This is a genomic window from Vibrio rotiferianus CAIM 577 = LMG 21460, assembly GCF_002741985.1.
GTDB classification, from domain to species: domain Bacteria; phylum Pseudomonadota; class Gammaproteobacteria; order Enterobacterales; family Vibrionaceae; genus Vibrio; species Vibrio rotiferianus.
Genome location: NZ_APHW01000022.1, coordinates 220,095 through 241,078 on the forward strand (window position 1 = coordinate 220,095; position 20,984 = coordinate 241,078).

Below are 20,984 nucleotides of genomic sequence, written 5' to 3' on the forward strand. Positions count from 1 at the left end.
AACCAGCAACTGACATTTGTAAGCGACACCTTACATGCAAATACAAAGCGTGACACTAGTCACAAGTATTTCATGATAAAAAACACCGTTTTATAATCATCACAAATTTCTATAACAATCCCCATCATATTGAACATCGGTATGAAGCTCACAAAGGAAGGCGAAATCGCTTCTCTTTCCGGCAGCTATCCACTTCACATTCAATTAAATGGGCGAAAAATACTGGAATATCAAAGTATGTTGCGCAAACTTTCATCTAATAGCGCTTGGTTGATGGCATTTTTTGCTTGCTTTGCTTTATATCTATCGATCGCTTGTTACCCGTTTTTGTTGTCGAATAGCCAAGCAGAACCGCTCACATTTCTACAAGAATACTACTTAATCGCCACACAGCTAGGCTGGCTGGGTTTGATTGCTCTGCCACTGATGTTGAGTTGTTTATTGCTGTCCTTTTTGCCGACACGCATGTTCAAAGCCGTTGTGATTGCGGTGGCAATCGCACTCTTGATCATGTTGAAAGTCGATATCCTCGTTTTCCAGCAATATAAACTGCACATCAACGGCCTACTGATCCGCATGTTCTTTGAAGGTGGTCGTGACGTATTTGAAATCTCTTGGATGAGTTGGCTGATCTTCATTAGCGATATTGCATTACTGGCAATCGGCCTCGCATTTACCGTTTGGCTAAGTAATAAGATGGCACATAGTCGCGCTAAGTTTGTGCTAATAAGTGTGTGGTTTGGCTTGTTACTTAGCACTCAGGCAATCCACGCATACAAAAATGCGCTCTACGATAACGAAGTCAGCCAGTTTTCGAATAACTGGCCTCTTTACTATCCATTGACGGCACGCAAATTCATCTACAGCCACAACTTAGTAGACGAAAACACGGCATCACATAACCGCGTTGAACTGAAGAATGTTGAAAGTGGTTCGCTTAACTACCCGCTGACACCCATTAATGTCGAGCGCAGAGACACACAACCGAACGTCCTATTCATTCTAGTTGATGCATGGCGCTACAGCGATGCAACGCCAGAAATCATGCCTAATGTCAGCAAGTTCACCGAGAAAACGGTCAATTTCACTCAACATATGAGCGGTGGTAACTCGACTCAAGCAGGTATTTTTAGCCTATTTTACAGCTTGCCAGCGACTTACTGGGATAGCTTTTATGCCAGCCAGCGCTCCCCTATATTCCTCGATACTCTGCAAAATCAAGGCTATCGAATGGGCATCTTTGGTTCAGCGCCATTAACTAGCCCACCTTTGTCACGTACCGTTTTTAAAAAGGTGAAAGACCTCACCCTAAAGCAAACGGGTGAAACACAAGTCGAGCGTGATCAGCAAATCACGGAAGAGTTTATCCAGTTCCAGCAACAGGAAAGCGATAAACCGTACTTTGGCTTCTTGTTCTATGATTCAGCCCATGGCACAAGCTTTCCTGAACCAGAATTTGCTAAGTTCAAACCTTACTGGGAGCGCGTCGACCATATTCTTCTGAATAATGATTTCGATGCATCGCTTTACCACAACCGCTATAAGAACTCGTTGTACTTCATCGACAGTCTGATTGCGAACGTGCTAAAGAATATAGATCTGGAGAACACCATTGTCGTGATCACTTCAGACCATGGAGAAGAGTTTAACGACCATAAAAAGAATTACTGGGGTCATACTGGCAACTACAGTGATACGCAAGTTCATGTGCCTTTATATGTGTTTCTGCCAAACCATCAACCAGAGCAAATTCAATACCGAACCACACACTTTGATATCGTTCCAACTTTGATGAACGGCCTATTTAATGTGAAAGGTGCTACTGATTCATACAGCGTTGGACACGATCTATTTGATAGCCATATATCTCGTGATTGGTACATCGCAGGTAGCTACTACAACTACGCTTTGGTAGGGAAAGAGACCATGTTAGTCGTGAACCCTGGCGGACAATCCCAACAGCTTGATAAACGCCTCAACGTTGATAGGAAGCATCAGGTGCCCGTTAGCGTAATCCAGAACTCGTTGAATGAGATGTCTCGTTTCTATAATTAAGGATAAGAAAAAGCCTCTTGGCGAGAGAGACCAAGAGGCTTTTTTTGCTTATGCATATTTTATTTATGCATGATGTGCTGTCACTAAGCGTGGTTGAATCAGCAAATTATTAATGTATTGCAATGCTACATAAGTCACTACGATTGTCGCCACTATCAACTCAATGCCAGCTAGACCACGAACTTGTTGTACATAGTGTGCAGCTAGACCATTTGCTTCCATCCAATTTGCAGTTTTGAATAGAGCTGTCGCACCAATCACCATTGGGAAGGTAAACGCTGCATAGCCTGGACTAAATGGCAGTCTTAGCAGTTTAAAGAAGGCTAAGTAGATGATGGCTGTCATCAATACTGCGATACCAAACAATAGAGCAATAATCACTGGTGAAGGCGTTGCGGTTACGGTTAGATAACCTGCCAGCGATAGGCTTGCTGGAGCAGCCAAGATTGCCATGGTTGGTTTTGCTGCATCTGGAATTTCATGGGTGAACATGAAACGGTAGATCATGATTGGTAACATCACGGCATACGCAACCATACCGAATACCAAAGCACCATGCGCAATTGGTGCAAGCACTGGATTACCAGAGAAAGACACATCGGCAACGATGATACCCACAGGTGGTACGAACCAGCTTGGCACCATGTGGTGTAGCTCGAAGTCTTTCGCACGGTGGTATAAAAAGCTCGCAAGGAACACGATATGTAGAGCTACCGCTACTAACCAAAGCACGTCACCTGCAACAGGGGAAAAGTGCCCTAATGAGTTTGAAACCACCATGGTTCCCATTGCGAAAGTCGGAACGACACTACCCACCACAGGGTGCGCAAGATCTTGTCTTAACAAGTGATTGTGAAAAAGAAATTTAACTCCCAAGATTGCTAACAACACGCTTGCAATACCTGCGCTAATCCACTGTCCATAGCCATGTAATTCGGCGAAGTTTTCCCAACTCCAACCTAAGCTCGCAATACCAAGAGCCAGACCCGCCATTGGGGTTGGTGCTCCCATTACTTTTGCTTTTGTTCTTTGAATCATTACGACCTCAAATCTAGGCTAACTTTCTATGGGGTGTATATTACTCTTGCACTTCGTTCCAATATATCTAATTATTTAGAACTAACGTTCAGATTTACTTAACGGAATATCATGCCTAGTCATATCTCTCTCAAACAACTGAAAGTTTTTACTACAATCACTCAGCACAAAACGCTGACAGCAGCTTCAGAAAGTCTGTTTCTTTCTAAAGCTGCCGTGAGTATGGCGCTATCTGAGCTAGAGAAACAAATTGGTCATCACCTATTTGATCGAGTGAACAACCGTTTGATTCTCAACCAAGAAGGACAAAAACTTCTGCCCCTCGCGGATGAGCTCCTCAACCGAGCTCGGGATATTGAGAGTGTATTCGATGGCGATCAAACCCTATCGGGCTTTTACGTATCGGCGCCAGTGACACCATTGGCAACCAAGTCGCGCCTTATCTGCTAAGTGATTTCCGTCAGGATACCAATCATCAGTCACAGAGTTTGTTCATCTCTAACTCAGCGCAGATTTGCGACATGTTGATCGCCTACGAGCTCGATATCGCACTCATTGAGGGCAAGACCATACACCCAGAGCTGGAGTCAACGCAATTCAGTGAAGATGAAATGTGTGTGATTTGTCCACCGGATTACCCTAACTTCGATGAGGGGCCAATCAGCCTCAACGAACTTGAAGACACCGAATGGATCTTGCGTGAGGCTGGCTCTGGTTCGAGAGAGTTTTTTATGCGTGTCATTGCGCCACGTTTAGAGCACTGGCATGAGGCCTTCCAACTAAACACTACCGAAGCACTGATTAACTCTGTGTCTGCGGGGCTTGGCTTAGGTTGTTTATCACGCCTATCCGCCGAGCCTGCGATTCGAGATGGTCGTGTGAAAATGCTCAACATGCCGCTGGATATGAAGCGTCGCTTCTGGCTGCTACTCCACAAAGAGAAGTATCAAAACCCGCTATTGCGCACGTTTATTGAGTTCTGCCAAGATTGGGAACGCCCAGAGAACCCACACCTTAAAGATGACTAGTTCAAGATAGGTAGTTCAAGGCAGATAGTTCAAATGCTGGTCACTTAGTTGTACACGGCTCTCATTCTTAGGCTTGTCGCTAGACTTAACTGGTCAAAAACTGTATAAAAAGCCAGTATAAATTAATCAAGTTAGAGGACCAACACCATGGCTGTAATCGTCAAGTACGTGGTAGAACGCAATGGAGAAGAGAAAATGACTTTTACCTCTAAAGCGGAAGCTGACGCATACGACAAAATGCTGGATATGGCGGACGAGTTATTCTCACTGCTAGGTAAAAGTGAACTTCTAGAAGACGAAGGCAAGCAAGAAGATCTTGCAATGTTCCTTGCGCAGAACAAAGAAGAAGTGCTTTACGCTCTGGGTGCAAAACGTAAACCTGCACCAAAAAAAGCAAAGAAGCTTGAAGCTGTTGAAGAAGATAGCGAGCAAGAAGACGCTGCATAAGCCTCTAATTTGTTTCGAGAAAACGTCGCATTATGCGGCGTTTTTTTATGCCATTCATTTATCGCCATATATCTCTAGCAATATAAAGAACCGATTTAATATCCCAAATTACTCTAAATTTCATGTTGCAGATTAGTGTGACTTAGATCTAATCTAATTGCACACGGTGATGGGGTGCCACCGGAATCGAAAGATTCGAACCGCTTTTAAAGCTAATGACTCCTACAGAAACGAGAACAGGTCAGCCCTGTTGGAAATGCTTTACCAATGTTGTTAAAGCAAGAGTTCTGTAGTGAGCAATTCAACTCTTCTCCAACCCCGCTCCTGTTTTCTCAAAAATTAAAAAGATATCCAAAATAGTTGTTAACTCAACAAGGCGACAAACGCATGAGCCTCCTGAACATAGTTTTTCTATTTGATGGAGCGAATAAGAGCAGTCAACGCCGTTGAGTCTGACCAATATGCTGGATATCGTACACTGGGAAAACATTATGCAATACTCACACGAAATCCAATCAATGTGCCCGATTCAACGCGGCGATCTTCATGCATCTGCACCGATCCCTGTTGAAGGCGCAATGATCAATCCAAAAGACGTTATCGCGATTTCTGGTCTTAGCCACGGCGTTGGTGCTTGTGCTCCTCAACAAGGCGCAGCAAAACTGACTCTTAACGTCAAAAACGGCATCATCGAAGAAGCTTTGATCGAAACGATCGGCTGTTCAGGCATGACTCAATCAGCCGCGATGGCCGCAGAAATCCTAACTGGTAAAACTATTCTTGAAGCACTGAATACCGACTTGGTATGTGATGCTATCAACGTCGCGATGCGCGAAATCTTCCTTCAATTTGTTTACGGTCGTACTCAATCTGCTTTCTCTGAAGGCGGCTTGGAAATTGGTGCGGCACTGGAAGACCTTGGTCAAACTCAACGTAGCCAAGTGGGTACTAGTTACTCAACTAAAGCAAAAGGCGTGCGTTACATGGAGCTGGCTGAAGGCTACGTAACAAAACTCGCACTAGACGAAAACAAAGAAGTGATTGGTTACCAATATCTCAACCTCGGCAAGATGATGAAAGCCATCAACGAAGGCGTATCTGCTGCAGAAGCCGCAGACAAAGCAACGGGGACTTACGGTCGTTTTGACGAAGCCGTAACGACCATCAACCCACGCCAACAATAATTGCCACCAAGAGGAAAGAGATTATGAACTCTCCAATTACTGAATCTGTACGTCGCACATTAGACGAAATGCAACTTTCTTCTCTGGAAGAGGCTTACCAATACTGTATGGATCGTGGTATCGACCCTAAAGCACTAGTGATGGACACTCAACCTATCGCGTTTGAAAGCGCTGCCGATGCCTACACTCTGGGCACTGCTTTGGCGATTTTCCGCGGAGCAAAAACAGCAGAAGAAGCTGCAAACATCATAGGTGAAGGCCTTCAAGCCTGCACTAAACCCGGCAGCGTGGCAGAGCAACGCCAAGTGGGTATCGGTCACGGTGCATTGGCGGCTCGCCTACTGAATGAAGAAAGTGGCTGTTTCGCTTTCCTTGCTGGTCATGAATCATTCGCAGCGGCAGAAGGCGCAATCAAAATCGCATTGAATGTGAACAAATCACGCAAAAATCCGTTGAAAGTGATCCTAAATGGCTTGGGTAAAGACGCCGCTTACCTAATCTCACGCATCAATGGTTTCACTTACGTACGCACTCAATACAACTACCAAACTGGTGAGTTAGTTGAAGTAGAGCGTCGCCGTTTCTCCCAAGGTCCACGTGGTGAGATCCTTTGTTACGGTGCTGATGATGTACGTGAAGGCGTGGCTATCATGCACAAAGAGCAAGTGGATGTGAGCATCACAGGTAACTCAACCAACCCGACTCGCTTCCAGCACCCAGTAGCAGGTATCTACAAAGCAGAACGTAACCGTGAAGGTATGCCTTACTTCTCTGTGGCATCAGGTGGTGGTACTGGTCGCACTCTACACCCAGATAACGTCGCAGCAGGCCCTGCCTCTTACGGTATGACCGATACCATGGGTCGCATGCACGCCGATGCGCAATTCGCGGGTAGTTCTTCAGTACCAGCGCACGTTGCGATGATGGGCTTTATCGGTATGGGCAACAATCCAATGGTAGGTGCAACGGTTGCACTTGCAGTAGAGGTCGGTGAGCTAAGCCTCTAAGTCGATTTATCGCTTTACTATCTAAAGCGAGTAAATCCCACAAACCCAGTGTAGGGGGAGTGACTTCGGTCCTCCCCTTATTTTTGGTTCATCGCGGATTTCCGAGGAAAGCCGCGAGATAGATACTCTCTCATTTAAGAATCCCCTTCAATTTAGAGGGTTACGTTATAACCCTCTCCTGACCAATTGTTAAAAACAACCTTCAATTTTACGATTTCATATCAGAGCAGGAAAGACAAAAATGAGGCATAAAGCAAGCCCCCAAACATAGTAGAAATAGGGTTGATTCTCATGTCATATTACCTCATCAAAGTCAGTTAGAAATGGGGCATCCCAGCCCCCTTTGATAGGTTATCCTATGCTATTTAGCCACTCCGCCGTAAATTTACCAGCGATTGGCTTGGTTGCTAATATCATCCTAATTAGCAACTCTGGGTCGCAATTAGGATCAGTAACAACACAGCCAATCAGCTTAGGGTTAAACTTTCGGGAGTGGGTTCTATTCTTCCTCATCTAGCAAATAACAAAAAAAATCACTGTAACTATCCCACACATCAGGATTTATACAACTATCTGTTCCTAAACCATTTACATCTGTAGAATCACACCAAATCACTTTATCATTCTTAACGTTCATAACAATTAGCCCTGAAGGAGGCTCCGCTATAACAACAAACTCATTAGGTAAATTTGTTGTTGTCCTTAATCTCAAAGTTTCATTAACAACATTTGTCGCGGAACCTTCTGCAGCAATTTCATGATGACTAATGCCTCCTAGCACTCCCCCTGAATAGAACCCGGATATAACTCTGAAATCCTCTGGTAAATGGAGCCCTAGCTTATTTTCAACCGCATCGATAGTCCCATCAGCACACGGCTCGTTCCCATAAAGGTCTTCATATCGACTTTTTAATTTTGTAAAAGAATTCATAAATATCACCTCAAGCAATCAATCTTTAGTCCTAGTTTTCCAATATTCACGATCATCAACAGAAAACTTCTTTCTGTCTGGCTGCAAGGTTGGATGGGGTTTACTTCTTCCATATTGACTATGTAGTGCGTCTTGCCCAGGCTTTCCTACGCCATGGTATTTTGTACTTGCTTCAACTAACGGCCCCGTTCTTTTCTGTCCTAAATGATGAAGTGTTGCAAAATTTCCATCAGGCAGTTGAGGGGGCAGGCCACCTTTTTCAGCCGCTTCAGCATTTGTTTTACCAATGTACCTTTTATCTCCACTTGTTCGAGTTTGGTTCCAATTCACATCATTCCTTTGATGCACGACATAGTTAAAATGTGTTCCTTTTTCTCTAGTAGCCTGCCACTCAATTTTAGTTTGGAACACCTTTTTTGCTTTATCAGGAATTACCTTCTCAAGCTTTCCTGGAACAGCGGCGGCAACAATCATCGCGGCAGCTCCAACGGAAGGATTTGTAATAAACTCCTTTGCTGCATTAAATGTATCTGCTGCACTTCCTAGTGGCGTTAGTGACAACGGCCCTGACAAATCTCTGTTTTTTGTATGCTCAACATACCCTTTGATGAACTCAGGATCGTTACCGTAACTAGGTATATTACTGACAGCCCCAACTTGAGATTGTCGTGCCTCTAATATGCGCTCTTGCCGCTGTCTTTCGTATTTGTCTCTTGGAGTCTCTTTTTCCTTTGGTGGCGGCTCTGGGGCTTTCATCACTCCAAACACCGTACCATCTCGCCCAGAATTCCTATCCCATGCAGCTTTAAGCTGATCCTGACCCCTTTTCATTTCGTTATGCAAAAAACAGGTACTACATGTACATATATCAGGGTCTTTATTAAAAGGACACTTATACCAATCGGAACCTAGCTCAAAGCCAAATTCATCATCAAAAATCATAGGCATTTCCCGTTGTTAGTAAAAACAACGAGAACAATACCAAACAATTCTTAGGGGCAAAAACTTGCTCAATACCATAAAGTTATGAGCGATTGCGACTACAATATAGTTTTTTGAAACACTATTTCTGTTGGTACTGTATTAATTGCCCTTCCAGCTTCGCACTCCGCTTTTGAGCTTCACTACATACCTTTCAATTCTTCAACAACAAATTGAGTCACTCTCACTGGATGCGGCCTTCTTCCTCGTAAAGCGTCCAATTAACGTCCTCTATCTTGCCGGTATCATCTACTGGCGCTTCATTGTGCAATTTCTCTAGCTCCTCAATGCGCTGCTTCGTTGTTCTAATTACTGCGTTGTTGTTTTGTAGCGCATAGCTTGCAAAACCTGTTCTACCGCAAAAATCTCCTTTTAGTAACTCAACTGCAAGTTTTTCAGTAAGTTTTTGCGTTTGGGTCATGTATTCAATCTTATCTTCATCAGACATGTGCTTTGAGCGAATAACTTTGTTAATCGACCTCATCATTTCTTGGCTACGTTCTAAGTTGGCAAGCTTCTCCTTTAGCTTTTGAATCGCTTCAGGGTCATCAGGTGCTATACCAGCACTTCCCACACTTTCAGCTTTTGCTTCTAAATAGTTAGCTTTATCCTGAGCTTCAACTGACTTACGCATATTGCTATCAATATTTTCAATAAGACGGCGGTGCTTACGTTCGCTATGGTGGCCAACTAGAATTGGCTGGCCAAATGGTAGAACATCACCCAAACGGTGAGCCGTTTCAAAACACGCGTTAGATTCAGCTCTCGCATTCTCTGCACGTACTTCCAAACGTTCTTTTTTATTCTCGATACGCTCTTGATAATCGCCGCCAAGACTGCCGACTTTGCGAGTTTTGGTTTCGTCCGTTGGTGGGGTTGGCTCTGGGTGCATGTGGTCGTGGTTAAGTGGTGAAATGTAACCTTGCTCTAGAGCTTCAGTCACTTGCGCAAAGGTAAAGATAAGCTTTTCAGCCTTTGAATTTTCCTCCTCTATCTCTTCTTTTTCTAAAGAAAAAGTCATCACCACATCATTTGAAAAGTGGCAAATGCAGTCGTAAAACTTTGCACACGTTAATACACCTTTTTGAACAGTGTTCCACTTCATTCGTTTTAAATGATTCGTATGAATCGAACGATTCGTTTATAATGAACAAAAAAGGAGCACACTATGCAATCATTAACCGCAAACACCGCAAAAACTAAATTTGGTGATTTACTGATGAAAGTACAGCGAGAGCCAGTTCAAATCAGCAAAAATGGTTCACCTGTGGCTGTCGTAATGTCATGTGAAGAATACGAAGAACTTGAGGCATTGAAAATGGCGATGGTGAAGTCACGTTTTGAGCAAGCGGAACGAGATATCGCTAATGGCAATTTAGTCGATGGTGAAGCCTTTATGAACGAATTAGATTCAGGCAAGTTTGACTAATGACACAATACAAACTTTCTCCCGCAGCCCAAACGGACCTGATCGACATTCGCCGTTATACGCTTGAAAATTGGGGAGACGCAAAGTGGACCAATTATTTTGGAGAGCTCAAACAAGCAATGACGTTGTTAGCTAGCAATGAGTTGATTGGGATTGATATGCCGGAGCTAGGAACCGGTTACTGCCGCTTTCCGTTAAAGCATCATGTGATTTATTACATAAGAAAACCTGACCACATTGTTATTGCTGCAGTCTTAGGGCGTAACATGTCACCAGCTAAGCACTTTCAGCGACAGTTGTAGCCCTTAAGCCTCTGCGCTTAATGTAATTTCGTAATGTACTTGGGGCTTCATCAATAAGCTTTGCAGTAGGGCGAATCCCAAGTCCCATGCTTAGGTATTTTTCAATTTGATCCCTTTTGGGGTCGAGCTTGAGCTTTTCCGCCTATCCTTTTGGTCGACCTAAGATAACACCGTTTTTTTTGCTACGATAATCCCCAGCCCCTCGCCCCTGCTCAACCTACACTCAATCAAAGCTGGCTTTTGCGACACATTTCTCATCAGACAAACATATCTCTAAAAAGACAAAAGGTATCCATCTACAGACTTTCTCCATTTCCCCTCTTTAAACTCCCCAACACTCTCTTTATGATGACTGACAACTTAATTATTTCTTGTCAGTGAACAGACGAGACACAAGACTCAACACATGGAGATCAACTATGGCTTTCTTCTCTCTAGCCTTTGGTACGGCAACTAAAAACCGCGACGGCAAAATCATCGAAGCGTTTTTCCCAAACCCAGTTCTTAACCCAAGCGAAGCGCTTGTTAACGCACTAGCAGCAGTAGCAGGTTACGAGCAAGGCAACCAAGCTATCGAGATCTCTGCAGCACAAAGCGCAGAACTGGCAGCAGCATTTGAAGCAAACGGCGATGCTGCAAACGCATCTTTCGCAGCAAAAGCAGCAGAATCAGCACAACCACTTGTACTGGTTATCCTTGCAACTGACGAGCAGCCACAAAGCGTTGCTGAAGGTTTCCTAAAACTTCAACTTATCTCTAACCGCCTAGTTCAACCGCACGGCACGGTACTAGACGGCATCTTCGGTCTACTACACAACATCGCATGGACTAACGAAGGTCCAATCGACCTACCTGAACTAGCAGAGCGTCAAATCGAAGCTCGCCTAGCGGGTCGTGCACTAAGCGTAGATTGCGTAGACAAGTTCCCTAAAATGGTGGACTACGTGGTACCAACTGGCGTTCGTATCGCTGACACTTCTCGCGTACGTCTTGGCGCACACGTTGGCGAAGGCACAACGGTAATGCACGAAGGCTTCATCAACTTCAACGCGGGTACAGCTGGCGTGAGCATGGTTGAAGGTCGTATCTCTGCTGGCGTAGTGGTTGGTAACGGCTCTGACATCGGCGGCGGTGCATCTATCATGGGTACGCTATCTGGCGGCGGTAAAGTTGTGGTTTCTATCGGTGAAAACTCACTACTAGGCGCGAACGCAGGTCTTGGCTTCCCAATGGGTGACCGTTGTACTATCGAATCAGGTCTATACGTAACCGCTGGCTCTAAAGTGCGCATGCTAGATTCTGCAGGCCAAGAAGTTGAAGTAGTGAAAGCACGCGATCTTGCTGGTGTTTCTGACCTACTGTTCCGTCGTAACTCTGTAACAGGTCAAATCGAGTGTCTTGCAAACAAGAGCGCGGTTGAACTGAACAGCGAACTGCATAAAAACAACTAATAAGAATACCCAACTAACCTCGAGATGCTTGATTCAGCGAGGCTGACTTGGCTTGCAGGCGCGGCAACGAGTTGAAGATCTAGTCAATCTAAATCAAAGCTCGTTAACAAAGCACGAAAGCCAAGACAACTCGCCCTTTGGGAGCGTGTCACTATTACGATTCCCACGTCAAATAACTTGAAAATAGCGAGCTATTTCACTTCGTCATTTTATCAGTGACCACACTCTGAACTGAGCATCTTGAAGTCATTTAGGTATTGCAGTAATTAGCCCTACGAAAAATCCCCCAGCAGGAAACTGTTGGGGGATTTTTTATTGCCTGAGAGAGGGCACATTGTTACGACATGGCGTGTGACGTAATACTGAGAACTTCAAATACTCAGCTTTTTTGAATTTTACTTGTTCAGAAAGTTGACTGCTTTATCAGGGAAGTCAGTAAACAAACCATCCACTTTCACTTGATTGTAGAAGATGTCCATCATGCCATCGAAGCTGTCTGTGTACGTTGGAATACGCCCAGGGTCCGCTCGGAAAGTGTAAGGGTGCACTTGCAAGCCTGCGTCTTTTGCCGCTTTCATCAAAGGTTTAATGATGATGTTATCCTTGGTTGATTTGTCATCCACCAACATTGGCTTCCAAGGACCGATCCCTTCCGCATATTCCGCGACCTTCTTCATACCATTGGTTTCAAACATCCAGTCATAACTGTATGGTGTTGCCTTGTCGCCTTTGTACTCCATGGTCTCGTTCCAATCGGTATAAGCCATGAGCTGAACGAGCTTTAAATCCATGTCCATCTCAGGCATGAGTTCACTGTTGATGCGCTGGAGTTCATTGGCATCGAAACACTGAAGGTATACTTTGTCGTCTTGCGAATCGTAACCGTACTGTTTTAAAACTTTAAGCACCGCTTTTGAGATGTCTTTACCTTCATGGCGATGGAACCACGGCGCTTTGATTTCCGGGTAAATACCGATGTCATAACCCAGCGTTTTGTTTAAGCCTTGGATCAGCTCAATCTCTTCAGCAAAAGTAGGTACGGTGAAGTCTGATTTCCACATTGGGAATCGTGTCGGATAGCCAGCAACCTTGTTACCTTTATCATCAATGTTAAAGCCTTCAGTGACTCGCAATGATTTGATTTCAGCCAACGTGAAATCAATCGCGTAGTAACGGCCATCTTTACGAGCACGGTCTGGGAATCGCTCTGCCACATCGGTCACGCGATCGAGATAGTGGTCATGCAGCACGACCAATTGATCGTCTTTAGTCATCACCACATCTTGCTCGATGTAATCTGGTTTCATCGCGTACGCCAACGCTTTTGCTTCTAAAGTATGTTCTGGTAGATAACCCGATGCGCCACGGTGCGCGATAACAAGCGGTTGTGCAATTGCTCCAGCGGAGATGCTCAGAGCGAGAACCGTCATGCAAACTGACGTTGTTTTCATTGTTATTTCCTTAACTTATTTGAAGGGGCAGTATTCCACTGCCCCTTTAAGGTTTTATGACGCCAAAGCTTCTTTCTCACGCGCTTTTTGTTCATGGTGAGCGCGCTCGCCAAGAAATGCGTAAGTCAAACAAACGATAGACGTGATACATGAACCCACGAGGATGATAAAACCGCCATCCCAGCCAAAGTGGTCTACCGTGTAGCCAAGAATCGCGTTTGCCGCTACCGCACCGCCCAAGTAACCAAATAAGCCAGTTAGACCTGCAGCCGTACCCGCCGCTTTCTTAGGAGCAAGCTCTAGAGCATACAAACCAATCAACATTACCGGACCGTAAATCAAGAAGCCGATTGCAACCAGCGCCATCATATCGACTGCTGGGTTACCTGCTGGATTGAACCAGTAAACCAGCACAGCTACGGTTACTAACGCCATAAATAGAATACCGGCAGGAGCACGACGACCTTTAAACAGCTTGTCTGAAATCCAACCACACAATAGCGTACCTGGGATGCCCGCCCACTCGTATAGGAAGTAAGCCCAAGAAGATTTATCAACCGAGAAGTCCTTCGCTTCTTTGAGGTATACCGGCGCCCAGTCCAGCACACCATAGCGGATCAGATAAACAAACGCGTTCGCAATCGCGATTGACCACAACAACTTATTAGAAAAGACATACTTGAAGAAAATTTCCTTCGCCGTCATTTCTTTTTCGTGTGACTTGTCGTAATCGTCAGGGTAATCGTCTTTGTACTCTTCAATTGGCGGAAGACCACAAGACTGCGGTGTATCTCTTACGGTGAACCAAATAAAGACAGCTACGAGCGTGGCAAAAAATGCAGGTACATAGAAAGCGGTGCGCCAATCGTCGTTAAATGCCCAAAGGCCAAGAATAAATAGTGGGCCAATCAAACCACCACCTACGTTATGCGCCACGTTCCAAACCGATACGATCTCGCCACGTTCTTTACGTGACCACCAGTGAACCATGGTTCGACCACAGGCAGGCCATCCCATACCTTGGAACCAACCGTTTAGGAACAATAGAATAAACATCGCGGTAATGCTGCCCGTAGCCCAAGGCATAAAACCGAAGCAGAACATCACAAGCGCTGACATTAATAGACCGCCACTTAAAAAGTAACGAGGGTTCGAGCGGTCAGAGACACTGCCCATTAAGAATTTTGATAAACCGTAAGCAATAGATACCGCAGCTAAGGCAACCCCAAGATCACCACGACTGAACCCTTGCTCAATCAAGTAAGGCATCGCCAAACTGAAGTTTTTACGAACCAGATAGTAGCCGGCATAACCGACAAAGATGCCGAGAAAGAGTTGCCAACGTAAGCGGGAATAAGTGCCATCGATCTTATCGGACGATAAGCGATCGATGTGCGCCTTGGGTTTGAATATTCCAAACATAGGAACCTCATTAATATAGTGAGCAATGGTAGGGAGCTTTAAGTCGCGAACGAGCAAAATAAAGTTTCGTTCGAAAGTTAGTGCATTTTATGAAATACGATTTTTATTTCTGTGATAAATGTTGCATAGGGATTAAATTTCAGTAAATACAGTAGACTAGAAGCATTTAATTAGACAGTGCTTCCATTTCCCCCACATTCCGTTACTGTTCATATAGAGCATGAAGTGCGCAAACGAACAAAATCACTGCTATCTTAAGCAAACCAAGTGCTCAAATGACCACATAAATGGATAAAAGGTAGAGATGGAAGAGATTAAACACGTGATTTAAGTAATGAAAGCGTCAATATGACGTGTTGCAACAATGTCACAACGTTAACAATTAGGACCGACATCAACCAACCACTCCCAAAGTGCATTCAAAGCGAATCTCCGAGTAAAAGACGGTTTATCAACCACGGATAAACGTCTTATCTCTTACTGATGGCGCAGCTCTGGGCAACGAGTGAATGAATATCAGCAATCCCTTATCATCATTAGTGTTAGCTAGCTCTTTAGGGTTAGTTTTCGACCAATAATCTGAGCAATTTACCACCATTCACGAAGCAGCTTCACAAAACTCCTCTTACCAGTTTGTGCATTGATTTTCACATCGGTAGTTTTAGTCCATCAAAGCAAAATTGAAGACCATAATTCGTTTTATCGAGTTTCCTTTTTGAGCAAAAGATGCGTCAATTAACAAAAACGAAGAGTTTGATTAACAAATTTATGCTCAAACGCTCACTTTTGACGCTCGTTTGTTTTCGCAAACGTTTATATATGCACAATAGAACCGTGCTAGATAAGCATAAATATTAAAGGACTCTTAACATGACAACGAACAAACACCCCTCACTGCTCGGAGAATGTTTGGCCGAGTTTATCGGTACAGGATTACTTATCTTTTTTGGCGTAGGCTGTGTCGCAGCACTCGTTTTGACCGGGGCTCAATTTGGTCAATGGGAAATCAGTATTGTATGGGGCTTTGGTGTCGCCATTGCTATTTACTGTACTGCGGGCGTATCCGGAGCACACATCAACCCTGCCGTGACTATCGCGCTAGCGATGTTCCATGGATTTGATAAGGCGAAAGTTGTGCCTTATATCGTTGCGCAAATGCTAGGTGCATTTTGCTCTGCCGCTTTGGTTTACAGTTTGTACAGCAACCTTTTTACGGATTACGAAATCGCACACAACTTCGTTCGTAGCAGCCAAGACGCATTAGCAACGGCGGGCATTTTCTCGACTTACCCACACGCTTCTCTCTCTTTCTTTGGCGCTTTTGCTGTGGAATTCGTGATTACTGCAGTGCTGATGTTTGCCATTCTTGCTCTTGGTGATGAGAACAATGGCGCACCTCGCGGCGCGATGAACCCTCTACTGATCGGTATCCTCATTGCGGTTATCGGTGGTTCTTTAGGCCCACTGACTGGCTTTGCGATGAACCCTGCTCGTGACTTCGGCCCTAAGCTGTTTGCTTACTTTGCAGGCTGGGATTACGCATTGACTGGCGCGCGTGAAATCCCATACTTTATTGTTCCAATTCTTGCTCCTATCGCAGGTGCTTGCTTCGGTGGTTGGTTGTACCCGAAAGCGATTGCTGCGTATCTGCCACAACAAGGTCATGGCTGCACTATCCCTAACCAGTGCGAGACCGAAGAAGAAGCAGAACAAGCGCAAGCTTAACCCCTACCAATTCGAACATTTACTAAAATATAAATAACGAAACAAAAGGATTCTTACCATGACTGAGCAAAAATACATTGTTGCCCTAGACCAAGGCACGACAAGCTCTCGTGCTGTCATCCTGGATCATGACGCGAATATCGTAAGCGTCGCTCAGCGAGAATTTACTCAGATTTATCCAGAGGCTGGTTGGGTTGAGCATGACCCAATGGAAATCTGGGCAACTCAAAGCTCTACTTTGGTTGAAGCACTTGCGAAAACAGGTATCCGTAGCGACCAGCTTGCAGGTATCGGTATTACCAACCAACGTGAAACCACAATTGTATGGAACAAAGAAACGGGCAAACCGGTTTATAACGCGATCGTATGGCAATGTCGCCGTACTGCCGATATTTGTGAAGAATTAAAAGCACGCGGACTGGAAGATTACGTTCGTGACAACACTGGTCTGGTTCTAGACCCTTACTTCTCTGGCACAAAGGTGAAGTGGATTCTAGATAACGTTGAAGGTGCGCGTGAAGATGCCGAAGCAGGCAAACTGTTATTCGGTACCGTTGATACTTGGTTGGTTTGGAAGATGACACAAGGTCGTGTTCACGTAACGGATTACACTAACGCTTCGCGTACCATGCTGTTCAACATCAACGACCTATGCTGGGATCAGAAAATGCTGGATGAAATGGGTATCCCAGCGTCGATGATGCCTGAAGTAAAACGCTCATCAGAAATCTACGGCCAAACCAACATTGGTGGTAAAGGCGGTACTCGTATCCCAATCGCTGGTATTGCAGGTGACCAACAAGCAGCGCTTTACGGTCAGATGTGTGTAGAAGCAGGTCAAGCGAAGAACACCTACGGCACAGGTTGTTTCTTGTTGATGAACACGGGTAAAGAGAAAGTAACCTCGAAAAATGGTCTACTGACTACCCTAGCATGTGGTCCAAAAGGCGAGCCAGCTTACGCTCTTGAAGGTGCGGTATTCATGGGTGGCGCGTCAATTCAATGGCTACGTGATGAAATGAAGATCCTGGCTGGCGCTGAAGATTCAGAATACTTTGCAACCAAAGTGGATTCTTCCAACGGTGTGTACGTTGTTCCTGCATTTACTGGCTTAGGTGCACCATATTGGGATGCTTACGCTCGCGGTACGATTGTCGGTCTAACTCGTGGCGTAAACTCTAACCACATTATCCGTGCAACTTTGGAAGGCATCGCTTACCAAACTCGTGATGTGCTGGATGCGATGCAAGCAGACTCGGGCATTAAGCTCGCGAACCTGCGCGTTGATGGCGGCGCAGTAGCGAACAACTTCCTAATGCAGTTCCAGTCAGACGTACTCAACACCGAAGTTCACCGTCCTCAAGTAACTGAAGTGACTGCTTTGGGTGCAGCATACCTAGCTGGTCTAGCGGTTGGTTTCTGGAATAGCATTGATGAGCTGCAAGACAAAGCGGTGCTCGATCGCACATTCGAACCACACGATGATGAAGAAAAACGTAACCGTCGTTACAAAGGTTGGAAGCGCGCAGTTAAGTGTGCTCAAACCTGGTCTGAGCTTCACGACGAAGACGATTAATTTCTGATAAACGATTAGTTTCCTCCAGATTAATCATAAAGAGCGCCGAATTGGCGCTCTTTTTTGCGTTCGATCGCGGATTCCACACTCCCACAGCTTCTCACAATGCGCTAATTCGAGCACAATAGAGCAAGTTTCTATTTTCGATTTTGAAGCATTGGTCGTTGCCAGTGCACAAGGGAGTGCTAAGTGAAGCAAATACCAAGACACCAACAGATCGTTGATTTGGTGAAAAAACAAGGATATGTCAGCACGGATGAGCTGGTAGAAAAGTTTAATGTTAGTCCACAAACCATTCGTCGCGACCTAAATGACCTCGCGGATGAAAACAAAATTAGACGCTACCACGGTGGTGCAACCATTCCTCTTAGCTCAGAGAACACGTCGTACAACACGCGTAAAGCACTTAACTTCAATGAGAAGGATGTGATTGCGGAAGAGTTAGTAAAACATATTCCTGACGGCGCCACCTTGTTTATTGATATTGGCACTACACCAGAAGCGGTGGCTCGAGCGCTGAATAAAAACCACAAACAGCTTCGCGTGGTGACCAACAACATTAATGTTGCCACCATTCTTTTACCAAACCCAGAAATCAAAGTGATTTTAGCTGGCGGTGAAGTTCGTAATCGCGACGGCGGCATTGTCGGTGAAGCGACCCTCGATTTCGTCAAACAATTTCGCCTTGATTTTGGCATTTTGGGCATCAGTGGTATCGACTTTGACGGCTCACTATTGGACTTTGATTACCACGAAGTTCGAGTAAAACAAGCCATTATTGATAACAGTCGCAGTGTGTTCCTTGCAGTTGACCATTCGAAGTTTGGTCGCAATGCCATGGTAAAATTAGGCAATATCGCACAATTGAACATGGTGTTCACCAACAAACAACCACCAGAAGAGATTCTCGCTATTCTAAGAGAAGCCTCGGTTCCGCTCGAAGTGGTTGATACAAAAATAGAAAGAGTAGAAGCCGAATAGCGTTTACACTCACTATTTACGCGCATAAATGACCTCTGTCTTAATTAGGCAGAGGTTTTTTTGTGCCCAAATCACACAAAACGCTCATAAACGAAAATAAATAATGACCATAAACGAAACCTAAGCTAGGATAAACTTATGTTCCAAAATGCTCGTTCGCTCACAAGAGGTCAAATTTATGAGTATTCAACAAAATGCTTCCACGACGAATTCATCCCCTACTCTAGATATGATCGTGATCGGTGGCGGCATTAACGGGGCCGGTATTGCTGCAGATGCTGCTGGCCGTGGTTTAAGCGTCGGTTTGTACGAAGCTAACGACTTCGCATCGGCAACCTCTTCTGCAAGTTCAAAACTGATCCATGGCGGATTACGTTACCTTGAACACTATGAATTTCGTTTGGTTTCGGAAGCGCTCGCTGAGCGTGAAGTGATCTTACGTAAAGCACCACACGTGGCTCTGCCAATGCGCTTCCGTTTACCTCATCGTCCATTTTTACGCCCAGCTTGGATGATCCGCTGTGGTTTGTTCCTTTACGATAATTTGGGTAGACGCACCACACTGCCAGGCAGCAAAACCGTCAACCTAGCAAAATCAGGCCTTTTAAAACCTGAAATGAAAACCGGTTTCGAATACTCAGATTGTTGGGTAGACGATGCGCGCTTAGTCTTACTTAACGTTCTGGCTGCAAAAGAGAATAACGCAGAAGTTCGCAACTACTGCCGCGTTGAAAAAGCGCACCGTGAAGGCGGCATTTGGCATGTCACTATTCATGACGTAACCACAGACCAACGTTTCGAACGTAAAGCGAAAGCTCTGGTTAACGCAGCTGGTCCATGGGTGAAACAGTTCTTTGATGAAGGATTAGAGCAAACCTCCCCTCGCAACATTCGTTTGATCAAAGGTTCGCACATCGTTGTTCCTCGTATCCACAACGAGCCGCAAGCCTACATCCTACAAAACAAAGATAACCGTATCGTATTTATGATCCCTTACTTAGATAAGTTCTCGATCATTGGTACAACGGATGTGGAATACAAAGGCGATCCACGTGAAGTCGCAATCTCCGAAGATGAAGTCGATTACTTGATCGATATCGTTAACCAACACTTTGTCCACCAGCTAAGCCGTGAAGACGTGGTGTGGACATACAGTGGTGTACGTCCGTTGTGTGATGATGAGTCTGACTCACCGCAAGCGATCACACGTGACTATACACTAGAACTGGATGCTGAATACGATCACGCGCCTTTACTTTCAGTGTTCGGCGGCAAGCTCACGACTTACCGTAAGCTTGGTGAAGCGGCGATGAAGAAACTTGCCCCGTTCCTACCTGAAATGGGTAAAGACTGGACGGCAAACCAAACCCTTCCTGGCGGTAACTTCAGTTGCAGCCGTGAGCAACTGGCGAAGATGATTCATGCGAAATACTCGTGGGCATCAGAAGCGATGTTGCTGCGCTATGTGACTCAGTTTGGTACACAAACTTGGGAACTAATGGAAGGCACTAACAGCGTAGAGGATCTTGGCCACTGCTTCTCTGAGCAAGCAAGCGGCGTATATCAACGTGAAATTGATTACTTGATGAATCACGAAATGGCGCTAACCGATGAAGACATCTTATGGCGTCGTACAAAACTTGGTTTATACATGAACGAAGAGGAGAAAATCGCACTGGCAGAATATCTAAAAGAGAAGCTGCAACAAAAAGTCGTTAGCCTCTCACAAGTAAGTTAAATTGGACTCTCCTAATACAAAGCCTGCACCCCGCAGGCTTTTTTTGTTGCTAGAAATCAAACATAAGCCATTGATTATAAAGCAAACGCAATTGGTAAAAAGTTTTTTATCGTATGAACAATTGTAATTTAGCTACACATACCGTCTAGCATATTTTAATTTAAACTAATTCGAATAGAATGCGCATTTTCCTTCATAACAAAAATAAAAAATGCCTAAAAAACTCATACTTTCAACC

The 20,984-nt window shown here is 44.9% G+C and carries 17 protein-coding genes, 2 pseudogenes and 1 riboswitch; of the genes and pseudogenes, 12 read left to right on the plus strand and 7 right to left on the minus strand.

The window, feature by feature from the left end:
- Nucleotides 1-237: 237 nt before the first annotated feature.
- Nucleotides 238-2,055 (plus strand): DUF3413 domain-containing protein, encoded by a 1,818-nt coding sequence (locus B853_RS11525; RefSeq protein ID WP_038885226.1) that lies wholly within the window; start codon nucleotides 238-240, stop codon nucleotides 2,053-2,055.
- A gap of 63 nt (nucleotides 2,056-2,118) precedes the next feature.
- Here B853_RS11525 and B853_RS11530 read toward each other — a convergent pair whose 3' ends face one another.
- Entirely contained in the window at nucleotides 2,119-3,093 is a 975-nt protein-coding gene (locus B853_RS11530; protein WP_038885186.1) for a TDT family transporter, read from the minus strand.
- Nucleotides 3,094-3,204: 111 nt separating this feature from the next.
- Here B853_RS11530 and B853_RS11535 point away from each other — a divergent pair.
- The 4 genes and pseudogenes from B853_RS11535 to B853_RS11550 all read left to right on the plus strand — a co-directional run bounded on the left by B853_RS11535 (nucleotide 3,205) and on the right by B853_RS11550 (nucleotide 6,759).
- Nucleotides 3,205-4,121 (plus strand): annotated as a pseudogene (locus tag B853_RS11535) (LysR substrate-binding domain-containing protein).
- A gap of 147 nt (nucleotides 4,122-4,268) precedes the next feature.
- A complete protein-coding gene (locus tag B853_RS11540; protein WP_005380208.1) occupies nucleotides 4,269-4,568 on the plus strand; it encodes a YebG family protein in 300 nt (99 codons plus the stop codon).
- A 156-nt stretch (nucleotides 4,569-4,724) separates the two neighbouring features.
- A riboswitch (Fluoride riboswitch) is annotated at nucleotides 4,725-4,800 on the plus strand.
- 259 nt (nucleotides 4,801-5,059) lie between these two features.
- Nucleotides 5,060-5,752, plus strand: coding sequence for an iron-sulfur cluster assembly scaffold protein (locus B853_RS11545; RefSeq protein ID WP_005386501.1), 693 nt, complete (start codon nucleotides 5,060-5,062; stop codon nucleotides 5,750-5,752).
- 23 nt (nucleotides 5,753-5,775) lie between these two features.
- Complete coding sequence (locus B853_RS11550) at nucleotides 5,776-6,759, plus strand: GGGtGRT protein (protein ID WP_038885185.1); 984 nt, start codon at nucleotides 5,776-5,778, stop codon at nucleotides 6,757-6,759.
- A gap of 499 nt (nucleotides 6,760-7,258) precedes the next feature.
- Here the strand turns inward: B853_RS11550 and B853_RS11555 are convergent, their stop codons facing one another.
- The 3 genes from B853_RS11555 to B853_RS11565 form a co-directional block, all read right to left on the minus strand.
- Nucleotides 7,259-7,690 (minus strand): SMI1/KNR4 family protein, encoded by a 432-nt coding sequence (locus tag B853_RS11555; RefSeq protein ID WP_038885184.1) that lies wholly within the window; start codon nucleotides 7,688-7,690, stop codon nucleotides 7,259-7,261.
- Between the two features lie 18 nt (nucleotides 7,691-7,708).
- Nucleotides 7,709-8,632 carry an HNH/ENDO VII family nuclease gene (locus tag B853_RS11560; protein WP_050568970.1) on the minus strand — a complete coding sequence of 308 codons (924 nt, stop codon included), beginning with the start codon at nucleotides 8,630-8,632 and terminating at the stop codon, nucleotides 7,709-7,711.
- A gap of 223 nt (nucleotides 8,633-8,855) precedes the next feature.
- A complete protein-coding gene (locus tag B853_RS11565) occupies nucleotides 8,856-9,692 on the minus strand; it encodes a DUF3560 domain-containing protein (RefSeq protein ID WP_227741915.1) in 837 nt (278 codons plus the stop codon).
- Between the two features lie 147 nt (nucleotides 9,693-9,839).
- On the opposite strand from B853_RS11565, the gene B853_RS11570 reads away from it, so the two are divergent.
- Both B853_RS11570 and B853_RS11575 read left to right on the plus strand, forming a co-directional pair.
- Nucleotides 9,840-10,100 (plus strand): type II toxin-antitoxin system Phd/YefM family antitoxin, encoded by a 261-nt coding sequence (locus B853_RS11570; RefSeq protein ID WP_038885183.1) that lies wholly within the window; start codon nucleotides 9,840-9,842, stop codon nucleotides 10,098-10,100.
- The gene (locus B853_RS11575) at nucleotides 10,100-10,402 is read left to right on the plus strand and encodes a type II toxin-antitoxin system RelE/ParE family toxin (RefSeq protein ID WP_038885182.1); all 303 of its coding nucleotides are present in this window, start codon (nucleotides 10,100-10,102) and stop codon (nucleotides 10,400-10,402) included. The genes B853_RS11570 and B853_RS11575 overlap by 1 nt, the downstream gene beginning before the upstream one ends.
- Here B853_RS11575 and B853_RS26470 read toward each other — a convergent pair.
- Nucleotides 10,377-10,583 (minus strand): annotated as a pseudogene (locus tag B853_RS26470) (recombinase family protein); the annotation flags it as partial. The gene B853_RS11575 and the pseudogene B853_RS26470 sit on opposite strands and share 26 nt — an antisense overlap.
- Before the next feature lie 238 nt (nucleotides 10,584-10,821).
- On the opposite strand from B853_RS26470, the gene dapD reads away from it, so the two are divergent.
- Nucleotides 10,822-11,853: a 2,3,4,5-tetrahydropyridine-2,6-dicarboxylate N-succinyltransferase gene (gene dapD, locus B853_RS11585; protein WP_038885181.1), complete on the plus strand. Its 1,032-nt coding sequence runs from the start codon at nucleotides 10,822-10,824 to the stop codon at nucleotides 11,851-11,853.
- Nucleotides 11,854-12,248: 395 nt separating this feature from the next.
- On the opposite strand, the gene glpQ is transcribed toward dapD, so the two are convergent.
- Both glpQ and glpT read right to left on the minus strand, forming a co-directional pair.
- Nucleotides 12,249-13,304: a glycerophosphodiester phosphodiesterase gene (gene glpQ, locus B853_RS11590; RefSeq protein ID WP_038885180.1), complete on the minus strand. Its 1,056-nt coding sequence runs from the start codon at nucleotides 13,302-13,304 to the stop codon at nucleotides 12,249-12,251.
- 54 nt (nucleotides 13,305-13,358) lie between these two features.
- Nucleotides 13,359-14,726, minus strand: coding sequence for a glycerol-3-phosphate transporter (gene glpT, locus B853_RS11595; protein ID WP_038885179.1), 1,368 nt, complete (start codon nucleotides 14,724-14,726; stop codon nucleotides 13,359-13,361).
- Nucleotides 14,727-15,596: 870 nt separating this feature from the next.
- Here glpT and B853_RS11605 point away from each other — a divergent pair.
- From B853_RS11605 to glpD, 4 genes are all read left to right on the plus strand, one after another.
- Nucleotides 15,597-16,451 carry an MIP/aquaporin family protein gene (locus tag B853_RS11605; RefSeq protein ID WP_010449920.1) on the plus strand — a complete coding sequence of 285 codons (855 nt, stop codon included), beginning with the start codon at nucleotides 15,597-15,599 and terminating at the stop codon, nucleotides 16,449-16,451.
- Between the two features lie 58 nt (nucleotides 16,452-16,509).
- Nucleotides 16,510-18,027 carry a glycerol kinase GlpK gene (glpK, locus tag B853_RS11610; protein ID WP_038885178.1) on the plus strand — a complete coding sequence of 506 codons (1,518 nt, stop codon included), beginning with the start codon at nucleotides 16,510-16,512 and terminating at the stop codon, nucleotides 18,025-18,027.
- 189 nt (nucleotides 18,028-18,216) lie between these two features.
- The gene (locus tag B853_RS11615) at nucleotides 18,217-19,008 is read left to right on the plus strand and encodes a DeoR/GlpR family transcriptional regulator (protein ID WP_038885177.1); all 792 of its coding nucleotides are present in this window, start codon (nucleotides 18,217-18,219) and stop codon (nucleotides 19,006-19,008) included.
- 178 nt (nucleotides 19,009-19,186) lie between these two features.
- Entirely contained in the window at nucleotides 19,187-20,746 is a 1,560-nt protein-coding gene (gene glpD, locus B853_RS11620) for a glycerol-3-phosphate dehydrogenase (protein ID WP_038885223.1), read from the plus strand.
- The last annotated feature ends 238 nt before the right edge of the window (nucleotides 20,747-20,984 follow it).

Excerpts from the sequence above, each read along its gene's own strand:
- B853_RS11525 (WP_038885226.1), top strand. The coding sequence starts at position 238 with ATGTTGCGCAAACTTTCATCTAATAGCGCTTGGTTGATGGCATTTTTT.
- B853_RS11530 (WP_038885186.1), bottom strand. The coding sequence starts at position 3,093 with ATGATTCAAAGAACAAAAGCAAAAGTAATGGGAGCACCAACCCCAATG.
- B853_RS11540 (WP_005380208.1), top strand. The coding sequence starts at position 4,269 with ATGGCTGTAATCGTCAAGTACGTGGTAGAACGCAATGGAGAAGAGAAA.
- B853_RS11545 (WP_005386501.1), top strand. The coding sequence starts at position 5,060 with ATGCAATACTCACACGAAATCCAATCAATGTGCCCGATTCAACGCGGC.
- B853_RS11550 (WP_038885185.1), top strand. The coding sequence starts at position 5,776 with ATGAACTCTCCAATTACTGAATCTGTACGTCGCACATTAGACGAAATG.
- B853_RS11555 (WP_038885184.1), bottom strand. The coding sequence starts at position 7,690 with ATGAATTCTTTTACAAAATTAAAAAGTCGATATGAAGACCTTTATGGG.
- B853_RS11560 (WP_050568970.1), bottom strand. The coding sequence starts at position 8,632 with ATGATTTTTGATGATGAATTTGGCTTTGAGCTAGGTTCCGATTGGTAT.
- B853_RS11565 (WP_227741915.1), bottom strand. The coding sequence starts at position 9,692 with ATGACTTTTTCTTTAGAAAAAGAAGAGATAGAGGAGGAAAATTCAAAG.
- B853_RS11570 (WP_038885183.1), top strand. The coding sequence starts at position 9,840 with ATGCAATCATTAACCGCAAACACCGCAAAAACTAAATTTGGTGATTTA.
- B853_RS11575 (WP_038885182.1), top strand. The coding sequence starts at position 10,100 with ATGACACAATACAAACTTTCTCCCGCAGCCCAAACGGACCTGATCGAC.
- dapD (WP_038885181.1), top strand. The coding sequence starts at position 10,822 with ATGGCTTTCTTCTCTCTAGCCTTTGGTACGGCAACTAAAAACCGCGAC.
- glpQ (WP_038885180.1), bottom strand. The coding sequence starts at position 13,304 with ATGAAAACAACGTCAGTTTGCATGACGGTTCTCGCTCTGAGCATCTCC.
- glpT (WP_038885179.1), bottom strand. The coding sequence starts at position 14,726 with ATGTTTGGAATATTCAAACCCAAGGCGCACATCGATCGCTTATCGTCC.
- B853_RS11605 (WP_010449920.1), top strand. The coding sequence starts at position 15,597 with ATGACAACGAACAAACACCCCTCACTGCTCGGAGAATGTTTGGCCGAG.
- glpK (WP_038885178.1), top strand. The coding sequence starts at position 16,510 with ATGACTGAGCAAAAATACATTGTTGCCCTAGACCAAGGCACGACAAGC.
- glpD (WP_038885223.1), top strand. The coding sequence starts at position 19,187 with ATGAGTATTCAACAAAATGCTTCCACGACGAATTCATCCCCTACTCTA.